Here is a 19,007-nt window from a genome sequence, read left to right on the forward strand (position 1 = left end):
TTCGCGTAACAACCCCTAAAGGGCATCACGCGGTCACATGGTCCTTTGATAACAGCGCAATAACTCAAACCTCGTACCCATCGGTATGGCTCCACTTAGAGTGCGGCAGCGGGACCGCTTTCCCGAACCGCTCGGAGTTGCCCCCATGAACCCTCGACTGAATCCTCGACGCAATACCAGCTCGATCCCCAGGCCAGGGCGTTCGGCCTACGGGGCGGCCTCCGCCGCCGTCCTGATCCTCATCCCCGTGGTCGTACTCGTCGGAGGCGAGAGGTTCCGCGAGTTCCTGAACTTCGGCGCCGGCGTGCTGTCCCTGGTGTGCCTCAGCTGCTCGGTGATCTGGGGCCTGGTCGCCCAGGACCGGATCGTGCTGAACGCCCGCCAGCGGATCGTCGGACAGGCCGTACACCGCTCCACGGCCGTCGCCGCCCTCGCCTTCCTGCTGCTGCACATCACCACCAAGATCGTGCTCGACCACACCGAGCCGATCGCCGCGGTGATCCCCTTCTCGCTGGGCTTCACCGGCACCGCGGGCCTGATCGGCCTCGGCTCGCTGGCCGGCCTGATGATGATCTTCGTGGGGATCACCGGTGCGCTGCGCGGCGCCTTCGCCTCCCCCGCCCCGGTCGCCGCCCGCTGGCGCGCGATGCACATGCTGGCGTACCCCGCATGGTGCGCCGCCCTGGTCCACGGCCTGTACGCGGGCCGCGAGGCCAAGCCGTTCTTCGTCTTCCTGTACGGCCTGTCCCTGGCCGGTGTCATGGGCGCCCTCGCCCTGCGCGCGGCCCCCCGCCCCGTCAAGCGCAGGGTCGCCGACCGGATCACCGCCCTGCTCGGGACCGGCGACAAGCCCGGCCGTGAGGACCTGGACGCCGCCCGCGCGCGGGCCGGGGAGTCCACGGGCGCCCTTCCCGGCTATGAGCCGCAGCGCGCGACACGCCGGGAGACCCCCGCCTACGACGCCCCTGCGCGCGCGGGTGCCGCCGAATCCACCGCCGGTTTCGCCGCCGCCTACCGGGCCGTCTCCCGCCCGGCCCGACCGGACCAGTCCTTCGACCAGCGCTCGTTCGACCAGCGCTCGTTCGACCAAACCTCGTTCGACCGTCCCTCCTTCGACCCGCCTGCCTTCGACCAGGGCTTCGGCCAGCCTTTTGCCGGCGGGCCCGCCGCGCGCGGGGAGGTGCCGGACCTCCGGAGCACCGAGTCCCTGCCCCGCGCGGACACCGGGGGCTCCGCCTCGGGCTCCTGGCCGATCCCGTCCCCACCGCCGGTCGGCGAGGCTCCCCCGTCGGCGTACGACCCCCTCCAGGACACGGGTTACACCATCCCCACCTACACCGATCCGGGCGCCGGTGTGTACGGCGGACGTGATGTGTACGACACCGGTGAGTCGAACACGGTCCATGACACGTACAACCCGGGTGACACGTACAACAGCGGTCCCGCCACTGAATCGACGCCCGGCTTCTACGACTTCGAGGGGCCGGGTTCGGGCGAACCTTGGAACACGCCGTCCGGAGGCACCAGGTGAACGAGGCCCTGCCCGACGTCCCAGAAGTCCGCGTGGTCGGACTTCCCCAGCTCACGTCGGGCTTCGACCTTGTCGAAAGACTTGATCTGCCCATGCACCTCAAGGTGCACGGGCCGCTCGAACCCATGGGCGGCGAGCAGCTCGCCAAGCTCGCCGAGAACATCCGTCTGAAGGGCCGCGGCGGCGCGGGCTTCCCCTTCCACAAGAAGCTGCGCTCGGTCGCCGAGGCCGCGATCAAACGCGGGGTCCGCCCGGTCGTGGTCGTCAACGGCAGCGAGGACGAACCGGCCTGCCGCAAGGACACGGTCCTCATCAACCGGGCCCCGCACCTCATCCTGGACGGCGCGCTGCTGTGCGCCGAGGCCCTCGGCGCCCGCACCCTCGTGGTGGGGGTCACCCGGGAGTCCACCCAGCGCTCCATGGAGGCGGCGCTCGCCGAACGCGGCCTGAGCAACGGCCGCCGCTCGGTCCTGCGCGCGCGGGTCCAGCGCAACCCGGTGCGCATGGTCACCGGCGCGGCGGCCTCCCTGGTCCGCTCGATCGACGGCGGCCCGGCGATCCCGCCCGGCCGCAAGGTCAGCGCCTCCCAGAACGGCGTGGGCGGCGCCCCCACGCTGCTCTCCAACGCCGAGACCTTCGCCCAGCTCGCCATCGCGGCCCGCATCGGCCCCGAGCGCTACGGCAACACCGGCCTGTACGACGAGCCGGGGACGGTCCTGCTCACGGTCTCCGGCGCCGTCGCCCGCCCGATGGTGATCGAGGTCCCCACCGGGGTACCGCTGCGCTACGTCCTTCAGCTGGCCGGCGCGCCGCCGGTGCCGCAGGGGGTGCTGACCGGCGGCTACCACGGCAAGTGGATCGACGCGGCGACCGTCAACGAGGCGATCGTCTCGCGCAACTCGCTGGACGCGGTGGGCGGTTCGCTGGGCGCCGGTGCCATTCTGCCGATCAGTCAGGAGACCTGTCCGCTGGGCGAATCGCTGCGGGTCGCCCAGTGGCTGGCCGAGGAGAGCGCCGGGCAGTGCGGCCCGTGCTACCTCGGTCTGCCCGCCGCCGCGCGCGGTCTGGAGGACATCCTCAACGGCGGCGGCCCGGCCGCCCTTGAGGCCGTCAAGCAGGTCGCCAGGAACGTCAAGCGGCGCGGCGCCTGCTCGCATCCGGACGGCTCGGCGATGTTCCTGGAGTCGACCGTCAAGGCGTTCACCGACGATCTGGCCGCGCATGTCCTCGGCAATGGCTGCGGACGGCCGGTGGAAGGCGTTCTGCCGCTCTTCGAGGGGGGCAGGAACCCGACCGGCATCCCGGGCGGCGGCGAGTCCGAGGAGAACGGCCCCAGCCGTCAGAAGATCTTCGTGGACTGGACCCTGTGCCGGGGCCACGGCCTGTGCGCGGACATCCTCCCGGAGGTCTTCGAACTCGGCGCCGACGGCTTCCCGACGGTCGCCCAGGCCAAGGTGCCGCGCTACGCGGAGGCCAAGGCCCTGCGGGCGGTACGGCGCTGTCCCGCGCTGGCCCTGCGGATCGAGGAGGACACCCGCGCGCAGGCGCCCGCCCGCAACCTCCCGGTGCTCTCCCAGGGCCGAGGTCGCCGAGCCCTGGGCCGCTGACCCGGCCCGCCTCCTGCGCGGGGGCGGGGGCGGGACAGGGCGGACAAAGCAAAGATCCCGCCGGATCATCGGATCCGGCGGGATCTTTGCTCGATACAGACTGTGGAGCTAAGGAGAATTGAACTCCTGACCTCTTGCATGCCATGCAAGCGCTCTACCAACTGAGCTATAGCCCCGCGCGCCACGCGGTCCAACCGCGTTTTCGCTTGAGTCGGCCGGGTTCCCCCGGCGGCGACGCCAACATTACACGCTCGACAGGGTGCAGCACCAAATCATTTCCGTTCTGTGCCGATAAGGACGCTAGTGTCGGCCTCCGTGACCGTGATCGCGTTCTCCGCAGCCCCTCGCCGAGCCCCGGTGGCACTGGGGACCTGTCTGCTGTCGTTCACGGCGTTCTGGCTGGCCCAGCGCGCGGCGGACGTGTCGATGATCGATCTGATGGTGTACCGCGCGGAGGGCGCCACGGTCCGCGCGGGCGGCGATCTGTACGCCCTGCGCGCGACGGCGGCGCAATTGCCCACCACCTATCCGCCGTTCGCCGCGCTCCTGTTCACCCCGCTCACCCTGCTCGACACGGCGGTCATGCGCGCCCTGGCGACCGCCGGGAACCTCGCCCTGCTGGTGGTGTTCGTCCGGCTGTCGCTGCGGCTGACCGGGCACACCCGGACATCGGCCGTCTGGTGGGTGGCGGCGGTGGCCGTGTGGTGCGAGCCGGTCTGGACGACCCTGCGCTACGGGCAGATCAATCTGCTGCTCGCGGTGCTGGTCCTGGGGGATCTCACGCGCCGCGCGGACGCCCGCTGGGCCGGGGTCGGCATCGGGCTGGCGGCGGCGGTGAAGCTCACGCCCGCCCTGTTCGTGGTCTTCCTGCTGGCCGCCGGTCTCACCGCGCGGGCGCGGCACGGCTCGGCCGGGGGACTGCTGCGCCACGCGCGCGGGGCGGTCCTCGCGTTCTGCGGGGCGACCCTGCTCGCGGCGGCCGTGCTGCCCTACGACTCCTGGCGCTTCTGGTCGGTGATGGTGTTCCGCGCGGGGCGGGTCGGGCATGCGGAGGACACCGCGAACCAGTCCCTGCGGGGCGTTCTGGCGCGGCTGCTGCACACCGCCGACCCGGGCGGCTGGTGGCTGCTCGCGGCGGTTCTCACCGGCCTCGGCGGGCTCGCGGTGGCGGTCGTGGCGGAGGCGCGGGGGCGGCAGGCGGTCGCGGTGTGCGCGGTGGCGGTGACCGCGCTGCTCGTCAGCCCGGTGTCGTGGTCGCACCACTGGGTGTGGTGCGTGCCGCTGGTCCTGCTGGCCGGCTCACGCGCCCGCCGCGCGGGGGCCGCGGCCCTGACGCTGATGTTCTGTTCGTACGCCCTGTGGTGGGTGCCGCACGGCACGCACCGGCCCGAACTGCGGCAGAGCGGGGCGGAATTGATCCTGTCCGCCCTCTACCCGGCGGCCGGCTGCGCCTTCCTCGCCCTGGTGGCACTCATGGCAACCCGTAAGGAAATGCCGCGAATCGGCGCCTTACGGGGCGTCAGGCGGTGACGAAGGAATAGAACCGTTTGAGTGTGCAGTGCTCTTCGAGGAGACGGCCGTAGATCGGCTCGCCCTCAAGTTCCCGGTAGGTCTCGATCGGGTCGCCCTTTATGATCAGCGCCCGCGCGCATTCCTCGCACCAGTACTGGTAGTCGGGGTTGATCGGTTCCATGTCGCGAACGATCGGCGTACCACTGCCGCACCAGTCGCACTTTCGCCTGTGTGCACCCATCGATCAGCTCCAGCTGTGGCCGCAGGCCGTGCACACGTACGAGATCCCGCCGTTGTCGCCGAGGACCTGGGCCACATGCGCGGAACCGCAGGAAGGGCAGCTGAGCCGAGTGGTCGTGTCCCGTATCAACGCCGCTTCGCCAAGGAGGTGGCCGACCTCCCTGGGGATGCTCGCAGGCATCGCTACTCCCTCCCGTCGGGCCGCGCCCCCTTCCGGCCGTTTGATTCTGCCACGGCCGGACCAATACGGTCAGCGACGCCCGGGTACCAGTACGGCCACGACCAGCGCGCGGCCCTTGTGGCGGACGCGCGGACCCGCGCCCTGGGCGCCTCCACCGTCCTATACGCCCCACGGACCCCTGCCGACTCAATACGGATCGAGAATCCTGACATGAAAAATCCCGCCCCTGCCTGGGACGGGATCTTCATCTGTGGAGCTAAGGAGAATTGAACTCCTGACCTCTTGCATGCCATGCAAGCGCTCTACCAACTGAGCTATAGCCCCTCGCGTTCCCCCGTCGGGCGGGGCGAACAAGAAGAACTTTAGCCTGCGACCTGCCGGAAAGTGAAATCCGGGCCCGGCGCCACTGCGACCTGCCGCCCGCGCGCGGGCGGGGCCTCAGGTGTCGTCGCCGAGGACCGGCTCGGGCAGGGTGCCGGCGTTGTGCTCCAGCAGCCGCCAGCCGCGCGCGCCCTCGCCGAGGACGGACCAGCAGCAGTTGGACAGCCCGCCCAGGCTCTCCCAGTGCCGGGCCTCCAGACCCAGCAGCCGGCCGATCGTGGTTCGGATCGTGCCGCCGTGGCTGACGACGACGAGGGTGCCCTCGGGGGGCAGCTTCTCGGCGTGCCGCAGCACCACGGGGGCGGCGCGGTCGGCGACCTCGGTCTCCAGTTCGCCCCCGCCCCGGCGCACCGGCTCGCCGCGCTTCCAGGCCGCGTACTCATCGCCGTAGCGGTCGATGATCTCCTCGTGGGTCAGGCCCTGCCAGACGCCCGCGTAGGTCTCGCGCAGGGCCTCGTCGCGGGTGATGGGCAGGCCCGTGAGGGCGGCCAGCTCGGCGGCGGTGTCCGAGGCGCGCTTCAGATCGGAGGCGACGATCGCGTGCGGCCCGAGGGAGGCGAGCAGCCGGGCGGCACGGCGGGCCTGCTGGAGGCCGGTCTCGGTCAGGTCGACGTCCGTGGTGCCCTGGAAGCGGCGCTCCACGTTCCACGACGTCTGGCCGTGCCGCCACAGGATGACCCGGCGGCCCCGCTGGCTCCCCGCGAACGAGAACCCGGCGGCGGCCTCACCGGCGGCGCTCACCGCCACTCACCCGTCTGTGCGGCCTCCTCCGCGGCCTTGGTCCTGTCATGCTCGGCGCCCTTGCCGCGGGTCGCCTTGGCGTCGGCCGGCAGCTCGATCTCGGGGCAGTCCTTCCACAGCCGCTCCAGAGCGTAGAAGACGCGCTCCTCGCTGTGCTGGACATGGACGACGATGTCGACGTAGTCGAGCAGGATCCAGCGGGCCTCGCGGTCGCCCTCACGGCGTACCGGCTTGGCGCCCAGCTCCTTCTGGAGCCGCTCCTCGATCTCGTCGACGATCGACTTGACCTGGCGGTCGTTGGGCGCGGAGGCCAGCAGGAACGCGTCGGTGATCGACAGTACGTCGCTGACGTCGTAGGCGATGACGTCATGGGCCAGCTTGTCCGCGGCTGCCTGGGCGGCGGTGCTGATGAGCTCCAGGGAGCGGTCCGTAGCGGTCACTACACGGCTTTCGGTCGGTGGTCACTTGCCCCCAGGGTCTCACGGACCACCGACACGGCCCTACGCGATTAGCTCGCCTGTGCGGGTTCGTAGTCCTGGCCGAGGACGACCGTCACGTCCGCGTTGCCGGAGACCTCGCCCTTGGTGACGGTTTCGGTGCTCAGGCCCAGGGTCTTGGCGACCTCGGTGGCGTTCTCCTTGTCGGCATCGTCGGCGTAGGTGATCTCGGTGGTGGCCTCGGCCGCGGAGGCGTTGCCGCCCTCCAGGAAGGTGAAGCCGCCGTTGAGCAGGGTCACGCGCGCGTCCTCGGTGCGTTCCTTGTCGCCGGTGGCGTTCTGGACGGAGACGCGGACGGCGGTGCCCTCCTCGGGGTTCTTCGCCGCGCCGCCCAGGACGTCCTTGACGACGGGCTCGCTGGCCTGCACGTTCAGGGTGCCGTCGTCCTCCACGGGCAGCGTCTCGGTGCTGTAGTCGCCGCTCTTGGCGAGGTCGGACAGGGCCGCGAGGAAGGTGCCCAGGTCCTTGTCAGTGAGGGACGGATCCAGGATCTGGGCGAGGGTCTGCACGGTGGTCGTCGCCGCCTGCGCGTCGGACGACATCTTGCGCAGCACCCCCTGCATGACCTGCCCGAACCGCTCCAGCTGGGCGGCCTGCGTCTCGCCGGACGCCTTGTACGTGGCATAGGCGACGGCGTTCTTGCCGGCGAGGGTCTGCTGGGAGCCCTTGCGGACCAGGGGTGCCTCGCCCTTCTCGGCGTCCGGGTCGGGTACGTCGGTGTTGGTGTCGACCTCGATGTTGCCGACGAGGTCGACCAGGTTCTGGAGGTACGGCGTGTCGAGCCGCCAGGTGCCCTGGATGGAGGTCCCCAGGGCGGTGTCGAGGGCCTCCCGGGTGCCCGCGGAGCCGTCGTCCTCGACGGATTTGGTCAGTGTGGTGGCTGATCCGTCGTCGCCGGAGAGGGCCAGCGCGTTGGGCAGCAGGACGGTCGTGCCGCGCTTGGTGGTGGTGTTGTCGACCAGCAGTGCCGTGGAGGTGTCGCCGCCCTGGGTGTCGTGCAGATGGACGACGATCACGTCCCGCTTCTGGGCGCCCGCCGCCGCCGTGGTGCCCTCCGTGTCCCCGCCGGACGACACGCCCGGGAGTTTCCCGGCGTACCAGAGGTAGCCGACGCCGCCGGCCGCGAACACCGCCAGGACGACGACCAGGGCGATCAGGCGCCCGCGCGCGCGGCGCTTGGCCTCCTCGCGGCGCTCGGTGCGGTTCTCGGTGAAGGCGAGCCAGTCGATGACGTCCTCGGAGTCGCCGTCGGGCTCCTCCACGAAGGAGAACTGCTCGGTGCGGTAGTCGCGGTCCTGGGCGGGCCGCTGCTCCTCGGGGGCCGGTTCCGGCGGCGCGGGCGGTCCGGCCTGCTGCGGGATGTAGGCGGTCTGCTCGGCGACCTGCGGCTGCTGCCCACTGGTCGCGGCCTGGCCGTACGGGTCATAGGGCTGGTCGTACGCGGGATAGGCGCCCGTGGCGTCGTAGCCGGTGCCCTGGGGCTGGGCCGGGGGCTGCTGGCCGGTGCCGTAGGGGTCGTAGCCGGGGGTGGTCTGCTGCTGGCCCGTCGCGTACGGGTCGTAGGCGTAGCCCTGCTGCTGGTACGGGTCGTAGGGCTGCTGGGCGGGCTGCTCTGGGGTGACCAGCCGGTACACGGGCTGCCCGTACGCGTCGTAGCCGACGAGTTCGTACTGGCCCTCGTACCCCGCGTCAAATCGGTCGTTCACCGGTGCCCCTCTCGGCTCACTCGCCGCGGTACAGCTCTCGTTTCGCGATGTAGCGCACGACCCCGTCCGGCACCAGATACCAGACCGGGTCCCCCTTGGCGACTCTCGCCCGGCAGTCCGTGGACGAGATGGCCAGCGCGGGCACCTCGACCAGCGAGACACCGCCCTCCGGGAGACCGGGGTCGGCGAGGGTGTGGCCGGGCCGGGTGACCCCGATGAAGTGTGCCAGGGAGAACAGCTCCTCGGTGTCACGCCAGGTGAGGATCTGGCCGAGGGCGTCCGCACCGGTGATGAAGAACAGATCGGTGTCGGGGTTGATGGCGCGCAGATCGCGCAGGGTGTCCGCGGTGTAGGTGGGCCCGCCGCGGTCGATGTCGATACGGCTGACGGAGAACTGCGGGTTCTCGGCGGTGGCGATGACCGTCATCAGATAGCGGTCCTCGGCCGGGGAGACCGTGCGGTGGCTCTTCTGCCAGGGCTGCCCCGTGGGTACGAAGACCACCTGGTCGAGATGGAAGGCTGCGGCCACCTCACTGGCCGCCACCAGGTGCCCGTGGTGGATCGGGTCGAACGTTCCGCCCATGACGCCCAGGCGGCGCTTGCCGGTGTGCGCCGGACCGGTAGGCATGTCCTGCTCTCCCATGCGTGCAGACCCTACCGGCCCGGTCTGTGGGCTCAGCGGTCGCGGTTGAAGCGGGTGGTGATCCAGAGCAGGATCAGCAGGATGACCAGCGCGCTGGCGCCCACGAAGTAGGGGTTCAGGCTCTGGTGGTTGCCGCCGTGCTCCTCGCTCGGCGCGGCAAGGGTGACCAACTGGGCAGCGGCGCTGTGGAAAGTCATCTTCGGCAGAACCTATCCGGTGTGGGCGGGACAACGACGTCGGCCCATCGTAAGCGGGCACCCGATCGGCGATCACGCCGACTCCGCCGTTGGGGCACCGGCCGCCGTCCGGGGCGGGTCCGGCCGGGTGCGGGGAACCTTCGCGGCGGCTCAGTCGTCTTTCCGCTTGTAGCCACGCAACAGGATCCAGGCAGTCAGCACACAGCCCACGACCATCACGATCAGTACGACTCTCAGCAGGTTCCCCGCACCCTGCTGCTCAGCGGCGTTCGCGGCCTCGGTGAGCCAGGCGGTCGCGGGAATGCGGTGCATGACGGGGGGGCTCCTTCGCTGTAGTGCCCGTCCACGGTAACTCCGCCTAGGCTGGGCTCCGCTTCGGGGGCACACAGGGACAATCGACGCACATGGGGGATGACATGCCCGACGACAGCCACCAGAACGACGCGACGAACGGGCACGAGAACGTGCCGAGCAGGCAGCGCACCCGTTTCCCGGGGATCTCCTCGCGTGCCTATGAGCATCCGGCGGACCGCTCGGCGCTGGTCGCGCTGCGCAAGCTGAGCGGTTTCGACACGGTGTTCAAGGCCCTCAGCGGCTTGCTGCCCGAGCGCAGTCTCCGGCTGCTGTTCCTCTCCGACTCCGTGCGGGTCTCGGACCGGCAGTTCGCCCATCTCAACGACATGCTGCGGGACGCCTGTTACATCCTGGACCTGGAGAAGGTCCCGCCGATGTACGTCAACCAGGACCCGCAGCCCAACGCGATGTGCATCGGCCTGGACGAGCCGATCATCGTCGTCACCACCGGCCTGGTCGAGCTGCTCGACGAGGAGGAGATGCGCGCGGTCGTGGGCCATGAGGTGGGCCACGCCCTCTCCGGCCACTCGGTGTACCGCACGATCCTGCTGTTCCTCACCAATCTGGCGCTGAAGGTGGCGTGGATCCCGCTCGGCAATGTCGCGATCATGGCGATCGTGACGGCGCTGCGCGAGTGGTTCCGCAAGTCCGAGCTGTCCGCCGACCGGGCCGGGCTGCTGGTCGGGCAGGACCTCCAGGCGTCGATGCGCGGCCTGATGAAGATCGCCGGCGGCAACCATCTGCACGAGATGAACGTGGACGCGTTCCTGGAGCAGGCCGAGGAGTACGAGGCGGGCGGCGACCTGCGCGACTCGGTGCTGAAGATTCTGAATGTGCTGCCCCGCTCCCACCCCTTCACCACGGTCCGCGCGGCCGAGCTGAAGAAGTGGGCCGAGTCCCGCGACTACCAGCGGATCATGGACGGCCACTACCCGCGGCGCGGCGAGGACAAGGACACCTCGGTCACGGACTCCTTCCGCGAGTCGGCGTCCAGCTACGCCAGTCAGGTGAAGGAATCCAAGGACCCGCTGATGAAGCTGGTCAGCGACATCGCGGGCGGCGCCGGTGACCTGGGCGGCCGGGTGCGGCGCGGCTTCGGCGGCTTCGGTGGTTCCGGTGGCGGTTCCGCTCCGCGGGACAACCCGGCCAACGGCACGACCCGCACGGACGACTGACGGCCTTCCGGCAACGGGCACGACGACGGCTGACGACCTGAGGACTGATCGGGAGTGCGGGGGCCTTGGGGCGGTTCCTTCGGGGCGGTTCCCCGCAGGGGCTAGTCCTGCGGGGCCGGTCCCTTCAGGGCGGTTCCTTCGGGGCGGTTCCCCGCAGGGGCTAGTCCTGCGGGGCCGGTCCCTGCGGGGCGGCGACCGGTGGGTGGGCGGCTCTTCGAGGCGGGCAGCGCCGGGGGCGTGCTCGGCCGGGTCGTGCTCGGTGGGGGCGTGCCCGGTGGGGTCGTGATCGGTAGGGCAGCGCCCGGTGGGACGAAGGCTGGCGGGACGGCACCCCTTCGAGGCGGGCAGCGCCGGGCGGGGTCGTGCTCGGTGGGGCCGTGCTCGGTGGGGCCGGTCCCTGCGGGGCGGCGGCTGACGGGGCGGCATCGTTCGAGGCGGGCGTTGTCGGACGGTGCCCCGCCCGGCGGACCGTGCCCGGCGGGGCAGCGCCCAGCGGGCCGAGAGCCTGCGGGGCGGCATCCCGCGCGGCGGCGAAGCTGCGTGGTGGCCAAGCCGCGTGGTGGCATCGTGCGGTGAGCGCCCAGCGGGGCCGTGCTCAGCAGGGCAGCACCTGGCAGGCGGAATACCTGCGGGGCGGCATCGCACGGTGAGCGCCCTGCGGGCCCATGCTCAGCAGGGCAGCACCCGGCAGGCCGAGAGCCTCCTCGGATGCACCCCGCGCAGCGGCCATCCCGGGCGGTGGCATCGCGGTGAGCGCCCAGCGGGGCCGTGCTCGGCGCGGGAGCATCCGGCAGGGCAGCACCCGGCGGGCTGAAAGCCTGCGTGGCGGCGGCATTGCACGGTGAGCGCCCAGCAGGCCGAAAACCTGCGCGGCGGCACCTCGCGCAGCGGCTATCCCGGGCGGTGGCATCGCACGATGCGAGCACCGACGGGGACCCGCCCCCCAGAGCGGGCCCGGTCACATCTCCGGCTGAGTGTGCTCCGCCAGCGTCCCGCACAGCGCCGCCGCGCTCCCCGTGGCATACGGGTCCATGCCCGCCGGGGACAAGACCTGCGCGGCGGCACCTCGCGCAGCGCGGCCAGCCCGCGCAGCGGCATCGCAGATGCAGGCACCGGCAGGGGCTCGCCCCCCAGAGCGGGCCGGTCACACCTCCGGCTGGGTGTGTTCCGCCAGCGTCCCGCACAGCGCCGCCGTGCTCCCCGTGGCGTATGGGTCCGTGCCCGCCGGGGCCCCGGCCTTCGCGGTCTGGCCGGCGAGCAGGGGGCGGAGCAGGCTCGCCGAGTCATCGGCGCAGGAGAGCGGGCCGGCCTGGGCGTTCGACGTCTGGAGCCGGGCCTGGTGCAGCCGCAGATCGTCGCGGTCGAAGCGGAAGTGCAGCGCGCGGCGGACGGTGAAGAGCGACGCCTCCGCGCCCGCGCCGCCCCCGGCCGGGCGCAGGGCGTAGACGAAGATGTGGTCGGAGACCACCTCCAGTGTGGTGGAGTCCGTCTCCGCGGCCTCCAGGGTGCCCTGGACGCGGATCTGCGGGTCGGCGAGTTCGACGGCCTCGGGGTCGAAGCGGACCAGCCAGCCGGTCGCCGCGTGGCGGCCGTCCGCCGCGGGGTGGTCGAAGCTCTCGTCGAACTGGTCGAGCTGGTCCGGGTCGAGCATCACCCGGACGGACCGCACCTCACCGCCGGTGAGCACCTCGGGGTAGAGCGAGGAGCGCACGAGGTAGTCCTTGGCGGTGGTCAGGGCGGTGACGACCTGGCTGTCCGAGAAGTGCGAGGTGCTGCGGGCGGCCGGCAGCGGTATCCCCTCCGCGCCGATCCGGAACTGGGCGGCCGGGCTGGCGGCGAACAGCCGGTCGAGGTCGGTGGTGCCGGGCACCTCCTGGGGCGGGGTGAGCGGGACGACCGTCATCCGCAGTGGCTCGACGGTCTCGGGGACGGTCGCGACCTGGCTGCCGTAGGGGGTGCGGACGCCCATGTAGACCGCCGTGCCGAAGGCGACCGCGATCAGGAGGACGAGGATGAGTGCCTGGCGGGACAGGCCCCTGCGCATCGGGGGGCGGCGGCGGACGGCGGGGGCGTGGTCGCCCATCCGCTCCTGCGCGGAGAACTCCTGGAGCCGGGCAGCCCGGACGAACGACTCGTCGAACACCACGGATCGGTACTCGTCGTCCGCACCGCCGGGGGCGCCGTCGGGTGTCCCCTCAGGTGGGTCTCCAGGTCCGCCCATATCTTCAGAGTAGGTCGCCGGGCCCTCCGGTAAACGCCCTGCTACGCGACAACTTCTGACAGGTACTCACCAGAAAAGCCCGAGGTGCCGGGGACGCGGCTCAGGGCGTCCGGGGGACCGCCGAGACCGCCGGCTGGGAGTAGTCGGCGGAAGCGGACGGGGCCGCGACACGGCCTCCGCCGCCCTGTTCGACCCCGGTGGTGGCCGGGGGCGGGGCCGGATCCTGGCGGTTGGAGGAGGACGCGCCCCGGTAGACCGCCGCGAAGGCCAGCACGACCATGCCGATGCCCATCACCAGGGCGAGCAGCCAGGCGACGGGGCGGTGCCAGCGGACCTGCTTGCCGTAGCCCGCGTGGCCGTGGTCGTCGTCCAGGGCGTCGGGGTCGTACAGCCCGTCCAGCTCGGGGGCGCCGTAATCGCGGCCGTCGCCGTAGGGGTCGTCGTAGTGCTCGCCTCTGGCGTGGGCGCGGCGGGCCTCGGCCTCCGACGCCTCCGCTCTCGCCTGGGCGGCGGCCAGGAGGCGCTCGACGGCGGTCGGCTCATGGACGACAGCCGCCTTCACGAAGTCCTCGTCGAAGACCACGGCGGCGAACTCTTCGTCCGACAGTCCGCGGTCGTGGTCGTCGTCGGGCATCCAGCCGTCAGGGAACGGCGTGCCCCCCACGTCGTCCGGCACGTTTTCCAGAGTAGACCTGGGGGGTCAATTTGGGCAGACGGTATGGAAATTCATCCGCCGACCGAGACGGGGGGCGCGGCGGGTGTTTTCAGCGCCGTACGTGTCCGTCGCCGGTCACGATGTACTTGGTGCTGGTCAGCTCCGGCAGGCCCATCGGGCCCCGGGCGTGCAGTTTCTGGGTGGAGATGCCGATCTCCGCGCCGAAGCCGAACTGGCCGCCGTCGGTGAAGCGGGTGGAGGCGTTCACGGCGACGGTGGTGGAATCGACCAATTGGGTGAATCGGCGGGCCGCCTGCTGGGAGGTGGTGACGATCGCCTCGGTGTGTCCGGAGGTCCACAGCCGGATGTGCTCGACGGCCTTGTCGAGGGAGTCCACGACGGCGGCGGCGATGTCGTAGGACAGGTACTCGGTCTCCCAGTCCTCGGCCGTGGCCTCGACGACGGTCGCGCGGGAGTCCTTGGCGTAGGCGAGCACCCGGTCGTCGGCGTGCACGGTCACCCCGGCCTCCGCGAGGGCGTCCAGGGCGCGCGGCAGGAACTCGGCGGCGATGTCCTGGTGGACGAGGAGGGTCTCGGCGGCGTTGCAGACGCTGACCCGCTGGGCCTTGGAGTTGATCAGGATGTCGACGGCCATGTCGAGGTCGGCGTGGGCGTCGACATAGACATGGCAGTTGCCGGTGCCGGTCTCGATGACCGGGACGGTGGACTCGGCGACGACCGTGCGGATGAGGGAGGCGCCGCCGCGCGGGATGAGGACGTCGACCAGGCCGCGGGCGCGCATCAGCTCGCGCACGCTCTCCCGGTTCTCGCCGGGCACGAGCTGGACGGCGTCGGCCGGCAGCCCGGCACCGCCGACCGCGTCGCGGATCACCCGGACGAGGGCGGTGTTCGAGGCGTAGGCGGAGGCGGAGCCGCGCAGCAGCACGGCGTTGCCCGACTTCAGGCAGAGGGCGGCGGCGTCCACGGTGACATTGGGGCGGGCCTCGTAGATGATCCCGACGACGCCGAGCGGGACGCGGACCTGGCGCAGGTCGATGCCGTTGGGCAGGGTCGAGCCGCGGACCACCTCGCCGACGGGGTCGGGCAGTGCGACGACGTCCCGGACATCGGCGGCGATGGCCCGCACCCGCTCCGGGGTGAGGGTCAGCCGGTCGACGATCGCCTCGCTGGTGCCGGCCTCCCGGGCCTTCGCGATGTCCTCGGCGTTGGCCTCGACGATCTCCGCCGTACGGACCTCCAGGGCGTCCGCGATGGCGAGCAGCGCGTCGTCCTTCGCGGCCCGGGGCAGCGGGGCGAGGTCGGCGGCGGCGGCCTTCGCCCGGTAGGCGGCCCGGGTGACCGGGGACATGGAGTCGTACGGCGAGAGCGTGGTCATGGAGGGAAGGGTAATGCGCCCGCCGGACCGTTTCGCCGGATGTTCCGAACCGCGAGACATGGCCGAAGGGACCCGGAGTGCCAGTCACGGAGAGTGACGCCCCCCTGGGTCCAGCGGCGTCCCGCCCAGAAGGTGTCCGTCCCGCTCAGAAGGTGTCCGTCCCGCTCAGAAGGTGTGTGCCTCGCCCGGCAGGCGTACACCCAGCCCGGCAGGCGTACACCCCGCCCGCGAGGCGTCGCACCCCGCCCGCGAGGCGTCGCACCACACCCGGAGGGCAGGCACCACACCCGGAGGGCAGGCATCCCGCCCGGAGGGCAGGCACCCCGCCCGGAGGCCGCGTACCCGGCTCAGAACGGGTGCACCCCCACCGGTGACGCCGGTGGCGGGCCGTAGCCCTCGGCGATCCGCTGGTGGTACGTGCCCCGGTCGATGACCTCCAGGCCCACGATCTCCCAGGGCGGGAGCCCGGCCGTCTGCCGGTGCTCGCCCCACAGCCGCAGGGCGACCGCCGCCGCGTCATGCAGATCGCGGGCCTCCTCCCAGTACCGGATCTCGGCGTGGTCGACGGCATAGCGGCTGGTCAGCAGGAAGGGGTGGTCGTGGGCGAGCTGCTGGAGGGCGCGGCGGACCTCGGTGAGCGGGGCGGCCTCGCCGGAGACGCTGAGGGTGACATGCCACAGCCGGGGTGCGTCGGCCGGCCGCTCCTCCTCGCGGTCACCGTCGGGTTGCCGGTACTCGCCGGCCGTGACGCTGGTCAGGGCGCGTTCCTCGCCCGCGGGACGGGAGGTCCCCGGCGGGCGGGCGCCCGGCCCGGTGGCGCCGGCGCGGTACGCCGTCGGCGCAGGACGCACTCGTCTCACGGCGGCCTCCTCAGTGCTTCGGTCCTGTCGTCCCCGGTCCCGGTCCCGCTCCCCAGCGCCATCGCCGCACGGCTTGCGCGGTGCTCCTGCGAATGTGTCGCTGAGACAAAGTTGAGCAGGCCGCAAGGCTCCGTGGGGCCGTTTTACGGAACGTCCCCCACCGGTGGTGGACGAATCAGCTCTTTTGCGGATGCAGGATCACCAGGTCGTCCCTGTGTACGACCTCCCGTTCGTACGCCGGTCCCAGCTCGCGGGCGAGTTCACGGGTGGAGTGGCCGATCAGCCTCGGGATCTCCCTGGCGTCGAAATTGACCAGGCCACGGGCGACGGCGAGGCCGCCGGTGTCCCGCAGTTCGACCGGGTCGCCGGCGCTGAACTCGCCCTCGACGGCGGAGATCCCGGCCGGGAGCAGCGAGGTGCGGCGTTCGACGACCGCACGGACCGCCCCGTCGTCCAGGATCAGCGCGCCCTGGGGGGTGGAGGCGTGCTGGAGCCAGAGCAGCCGGTCGGTGGAGCGTTTGCCGGTGGGACGGAAGTAGGTGCCGGTGTCATGTCCGGCGAGGGCGTCGGCGGCGTGGATCGCGCTGGTCAGCACGACGGGGACACCGGCGCCGGTGGCGATCCCGGCGGCCTCGATCTTGGTGACCATGCCCCCGGTGCCGACGCCGGCCCGGCCGGTGCTGCCGATCTCGACATGGGCGAGGTCCTCGGGGCCGGCCACCTCGGCGATCCGGGTGGTGCCGGGCCTGCTGGGGTCGCCGTCGTAGACCCCGTCGACATCGGAGAGCAGGACCAGCAGATCGGCGCGGACGAGATGGGCGACGAGGGCGGCGAGCCGGTCGTTGTCGCCGAAGCGGATCTCGTCGGTGGCGACGGTGTCGTTCTCGTTGACGACCGGGAAGGCGCCCATCGCGAGCAGTTTGTCCAGGGTGCGGGCGGCGTTGCGGTGGTGGGCGCGGCGGCTCATGTCGTCGGAGGTGAGCAGGATCTGGCCGACGCGGACGCCGTAGCGGGCGAAGGAGGCGGTGTAGCGGGCGACCAGCAGGCCCTGGCCGACGCTGGCGGCGGCCTGCTGGCGGGCCAGGTCCCGGGGGCGGCGGCGCAGTCCGAGCGGGGCCAGTCCCGCGGCGATGGCTCCGGAGGAGACCAGCACGATCTCCCGCTCGCCCCCGCTGCGGACCTTCGCCAGGACGTCCACCAGGGCGTCGACGCGGTCGGCGTCCAGTCCGCCCGCCGCGGTGGTCAGCGAGGAGGAGCCCACCTTGACGACGATCCTGCGGGCCTCGCGCACGGCCTGCCTTGCCCCTGCCACGTTGGTGTTCGCCTCTCGCGTAGCTCCCACTGCCTCGTCCGGCAATCTACGCGACGGGGATCGTGCACCGCGCACCGATTTCACCGGTCGGACGCCCCACCGGACCGCGCCGGACCGCACCCGACGCCCCGGCGGACGCCCCGCCAGACTCCACCGGACCGCACCGGACGCCCCACCGGACCGCGCCGGACGGCCCGGCAGGATCCCGCGTCGAACAACCCGGCCCCGATCCCGGGCACTTGGCCGGATATCGCCCATACCATCCCCACTCCCACCCGCCGCCCCCGCAACCGGACGCCCACATTCCGCAGAGAGTGAAAAGGTTGTACGCCGATCATCTGGAAATTAAAGCCCGAGTAAACATAGGTTGACATCTGTGCCGCACACCGAACAGCCCGCGCCGCGCGCGAAGCGCATCCTGCTCCGGTCGGGGAAGAGCCCGTACGACGTCGTCCCCGTCGAGGAGGCCCTGCACCGCGATGTCATCGCGACCAACGCGGGCAATCTGATCTTCAGCGACGCCTCGCACAAGATCCTCCAGACCCCGCACACCGAGGTGTTCTCCAACGGCGGTCGCACCAGCATCGCGGAGGCGGCACGGATCAACGAGGAGTACGACGCCTTTGTCGTCCCGCTCGCCAACGCCTTCCGGCCCTCCTTCGAGGAGCCCCTCGGCCGGCTGACCAAGCTCATCACCCGGCTGAAGATCCCGGTGGTGGTGCTCGGGGTGGGCGCACAGGCCAATCTGAAGTACGACGCGGCCCGGCTCAAGCCCATGGAGCCCACCGTCCGGGCGTTCGTCTCGGCGGTGCTCGACCACAGCGCCTCCATCGGGGTGCGCGGTGAGTTCACCGAGCGCTATCTCAAGGACATGGGCTTCCGGGACGTCGAGGTGATCGGCTGCCCCTCGCTGTTCCTGCACGGCAAGGAGCTGGCCGTACGCAAGCGGGTGCCCGCGCTCACCGCCGTGTCCCGCATCTCGGTCAACGGCTCGCACAGCGCGGTGCGTTCCCAGGGGCTCGGTCAGGTGATCCGGCGGGCCCATGAGCGCTACCCCAATCTGCGTTTCATCGGCCAGAACCTCAGCGACGCGCGGCAGTTGCACTGGCGGGACATGTCCAGCCCGAACGCCCGGGTGACCGCGATGCCGACCCACCCGGACCATCCGATGTACCGGGAGGGCAAGGTCCGGGTCTATGTCGACCCGGTCACCTGGATCGAGGATCTGCGCACCTTCGACTACTCCTTCGGCTCCCGCATCCACGGCAATATCGCCGCGCTGCTGGCGGGCACCCCCGCGACCGTGCTCTGCTCCGACTCCCGGACGCTGGAGCTGTGCCGCTACTTCGACATCCCGCACCGCACCATCGACCGGGTCTCGCCGGAACTGGATCCGGCGCAGCTGTACGACGAGGCCGATCTGAGCGGGCTGATCGACGGTCACCAGGAGCGGTTCGAGCGCTTCACCGGGTTCCTGACCAGGAACGGCCTGGACAACACGTTCACCCATGGCGACGGCGGGGCGGCGTTCGAGAAGCGGATGCGGTCGCTGTCCTTCCCGCCGGGCATCCGGCCCTGGAACGACGCCGACATCACCGCGCTCAGCAGCCGGTTCGGCTGGCTCCAGAGCCGGATGGATGAACTGGCCGCCGAGAACGCCGGGCTGCGCAAGGAGCTGGCCAAGACCCGCGGTACGGCGGGCAAGGCGGGCGGCACCGGCGACCGGTCGGTGTACCGCCGGGCGAGACGGGTGGTGGGGCGTCCGCTGCGGAGGGCGTTCCAGGGGCGGCAGCAGTAG

The 19,007-nt window shown here is 71.6% G+C and carries 17 protein-coding genes and 2 tRNA genes; 5 read left to right on the forward strand and 14 right to left on the reverse strand.

From position 1 onward, the window contains the following. The first annotated feature begins 157 nt into the window (after positions 1 to 157). Positions 158 to 1,531: a cytochrome b/b6 domain-containing protein gene (locus ABZX40_RS32615; RefSeq protein ID WP_355746045.1), complete on the forward strand. Its 1,374-nt coding sequence runs from the start codon at positions 158 to 160 to the stop codon at positions 1,529 to 1,531. Next, the gene (locus ABZX40_RS32620) at positions 1,528 to 3,138 is read left to right on the forward strand and encodes an NADH-ubiquinone oxidoreductase-F iron-sulfur binding region domain-containing protein (protein WP_355745902.1); all 1,611 of its coding nucleotides are present in this window, start codon (positions 1,528 to 1,530) and stop codon (positions 3,136 to 3,138) included. Before ABZX40_RS32615 ends, ABZX40_RS32620 begins: the two co-directional genes overlap by 4 nt. 103 nt (positions 3,139 to 3,241) lie before the next feature. Here ABZX40_RS32620 and ABZX40_RS32625 read toward each other — a convergent pair. Then, positions 3,242 to 3,314, reverse strand: a tRNA-Ala gene (locus tag ABZX40_RS32625). A gap of 139 nt (positions 3,315 to 3,453) precedes the next feature. On the opposite strand from ABZX40_RS32625, the gene ABZX40_RS32630 reads away from it, so the two are divergent. Further along, complete coding sequence (locus ABZX40_RS32630) at positions 3,454 to 4,668, forward strand: glycosyltransferase 87 family protein (RefSeq protein ID WP_355745905.1); 1,215 nt, start codon at positions 3,454 to 3,456, stop codon at positions 4,666 to 4,668. Here ABZX40_RS32630 and ABZX40_RS32635 read toward each other — a convergent pair. From ABZX40_RS32635 to ABZX40_RS32670, 8 genes are all read right to left on the reverse strand, one after another. Beyond that, a complete protein-coding gene (locus ABZX40_RS32635) occupies positions 4,658 to 4,891 on the reverse strand; it encodes a hypothetical protein (protein WP_006136074.1) in 234 nt (77 codons plus the stop codon). The two genes, ABZX40_RS32630 and ABZX40_RS32635, sit on opposite strands and share 11 nt — an antisense overlap. 431 nt (positions 4,892 to 5,322) lie before the next feature. Further along, positions 5,323 to 5,395: transfer RNA gene (locus tag ABZX40_RS32640), tRNA-Ala, on the reverse strand. A gap of 114 nt (positions 5,396 to 5,509) precedes the next feature. Next, positions 5,510 to 6,199, reverse strand: a complete 690-nt coding sequence (locus ABZX40_RS32645) for a histidine phosphatase family protein (protein WP_355745908.1) — start codon at positions 6,197 to 6,199, stop codon at positions 5,510 to 5,512. Continuing rightward, the gene (rsfS, locus tag ABZX40_RS32650) at positions 6,190 to 6,633 is read right to left on the reverse strand and encodes a ribosome silencing factor (RefSeq protein WP_355745911.1); all 444 of its coding nucleotides are present in this window, start codon (positions 6,631 to 6,633) and stop codon (positions 6,190 to 6,192) included. Before rsfS ends, ABZX40_RS32645 begins: the two co-directional genes overlap by 10 nt. A 68-nt stretch (positions 6,634 to 6,701) precedes the next feature. Beyond that, positions 6,702 to 8,396, reverse strand: a complete 1,695-nt coding sequence (locus ABZX40_RS32655) for an LCP family protein (protein ID WP_355745914.1) — start codon at positions 8,394 to 8,396, stop codon at positions 6,702 to 6,704. 16 nt (positions 8,397 to 8,412) lie between these two features. Further along, positions 8,413 to 9,039: a nicotinate-nucleotide adenylyltransferase gene (nadD, locus tag ABZX40_RS32660; RefSeq protein ID WP_355745916.1), complete on the reverse strand. Its 627-nt coding sequence runs from the start codon at positions 9,037 to 9,039 to the stop codon at positions 8,413 to 8,415. Between the two features lie 32 nt (positions 9,040 to 9,071). After that, positions 9,072 to 9,236, reverse strand: coding sequence for a hypothetical protein (locus tag ABZX40_RS32665; RefSeq protein ID WP_355745919.1), 165 nt, complete (start codon positions 9,234 to 9,236; stop codon positions 9,072 to 9,074). Positions 9,237 to 9,386: 150 nt separating this feature from the next. Further along, positions 9,387 to 9,548 carry a hypothetical protein gene (locus ABZX40_RS32670; RefSeq protein ID WP_355745922.1) on the reverse strand — a complete coding sequence of 54 codons (162 nt, stop codon included), beginning with the start codon at positions 9,546 to 9,548 and terminating at the stop codon, positions 9,387 to 9,389. A gap of 104 nt (positions 9,549 to 9,652) precedes the next feature. On the opposite strand from ABZX40_RS32670, the gene ABZX40_RS32675 reads away from it, so the two are divergent. Continuing rightward, positions 9,653 to 10,765 carry a M48 family metallopeptidase gene (locus ABZX40_RS32675; protein WP_355745924.1) on the forward strand — a complete coding sequence of 371 codons (1,113 nt, stop codon included), beginning with the start codon at positions 9,653 to 9,655 and terminating at the stop codon, positions 10,763 to 10,765. A 1,144-nt stretch (positions 10,766 to 11,909) separates the two neighbouring features. Here the strand turns inward: ABZX40_RS32675 and ABZX40_RS32680 are convergent. The 5 genes from ABZX40_RS32680 to proB form a co-directional block, all read right to left on the reverse strand. Further along, positions 11,910 to 12,986 (reverse strand): hypothetical protein, encoded by a 1,077-nt coding sequence (locus ABZX40_RS32680; RefSeq protein ID WP_355745927.1) that lies wholly within the window; start codon positions 12,984 to 12,986, stop codon positions 11,910 to 11,912. A gap of 100 nt (positions 12,987 to 13,086) precedes the next feature. Then, the gene (locus ABZX40_RS32685; RefSeq protein ID WP_355745930.1) at positions 13,087 to 13,662 is read right to left on the reverse strand and encodes a hypothetical protein; all 576 of its coding nucleotides are present in this window, start codon (positions 13,660 to 13,662) and stop codon (positions 13,087 to 13,089) included. 88 nt (positions 13,663 to 13,750) lie between these two features. Next, on the reverse strand, positions 13,751 to 15,037 hold the full coding sequence (locus tag ABZX40_RS32690; RefSeq protein ID WP_355745933.1) for a glutamate-5-semialdehyde dehydrogenase: 1,287 nt from the start codon (positions 15,035 to 15,037) through the stop codon (positions 13,751 to 13,753). Between the two features lie 347 nt (positions 15,038 to 15,384). Beyond that, positions 15,385 to 15,888 (reverse strand): hypothetical protein, encoded by a 504-nt coding sequence (locus ABZX40_RS32695; protein ID WP_355746047.1) that lies wholly within the window; start codon positions 15,886 to 15,888, stop codon positions 15,385 to 15,387. A gap of 184 nt (positions 15,889 to 16,072) precedes the next feature. Further along, the gene (gene proB / locus ABZX40_RS32700) at positions 16,073 to 17,188 is read right to left on the reverse strand and encodes a glutamate 5-kinase (RefSeq protein WP_355746049.1); all 1,116 of its coding nucleotides are present in this window, start codon (positions 17,186 to 17,188) and stop codon (positions 16,073 to 16,075) included. Between the two features lie 397 nt (positions 17,189 to 17,585). Between proB and ABZX40_RS32705 the strand changes: the two genes are divergently transcribed. After that, a complete protein-coding gene (locus ABZX40_RS32705; protein ID WP_355745936.1) occupies positions 17,586 to 19,007 on the forward strand; it encodes a polysaccharide pyruvyl transferase family protein in 1,422 nt (473 codons plus the stop codon).

Source organism: Streptomyces sp. NPDC004610 (genome assembly GCF_040609715.1).
In the GTDB taxonomy this organism is placed as follows: domain Bacteria; phylum Actinomycetota; class Actinomycetes; order Streptomycetales; family Streptomycetaceae; genus Streptomyces.

Bases quoted from the DNA above. Each gene is read 5' to 3' on its own strand.
- ABZX40_RS32680 (WP_355745927.1), bottom strand. From the start codon at position 12,986: ATGGGCGGACCTGGAGACCCACCTGAGGGGACACCCGACGGCGCCCCC.
- ABZX40_RS32665 (WP_355745919.1), bottom strand. From the start codon at position 9,236: ATGACTTTCCACAGCGCCGCTGCCCAGTTGGTCACCCTTGCCGCGCCG.
- nadD (WP_355745916.1), bottom strand. From the start codon at position 9,039: ATGGGAGAGCAGGACATGCCTACCGGTCCGGCGCACACCGGCAAGCGC.
- ABZX40_RS32635 (WP_006136074.1), bottom strand. From the start codon at position 4,891: ATGGGTGCACACAGGCGAAAGTGCGACTGGTGCGGCAGTGGTACGCCG.
- ABZX40_RS32670 (WP_355745922.1), bottom strand. From the start codon at position 9,548: ATGCACCGCATTCCCGCGACCGCCTGGCTCACCGAGGCCGCGAACGCC.
- ABZX40_RS32690 (WP_355745933.1), bottom strand. From the start codon at position 15,037: ATGACCACGCTCTCGCCGTACGACTCCATGTCCCCGGTCACCCGGGCC.
- ABZX40_RS32675 (WP_355745924.1), top strand. From the start codon at position 9,653: ATGCCCGACGACAGCCACCAGAACGACGCGACGAACGGGCACGAGAAC.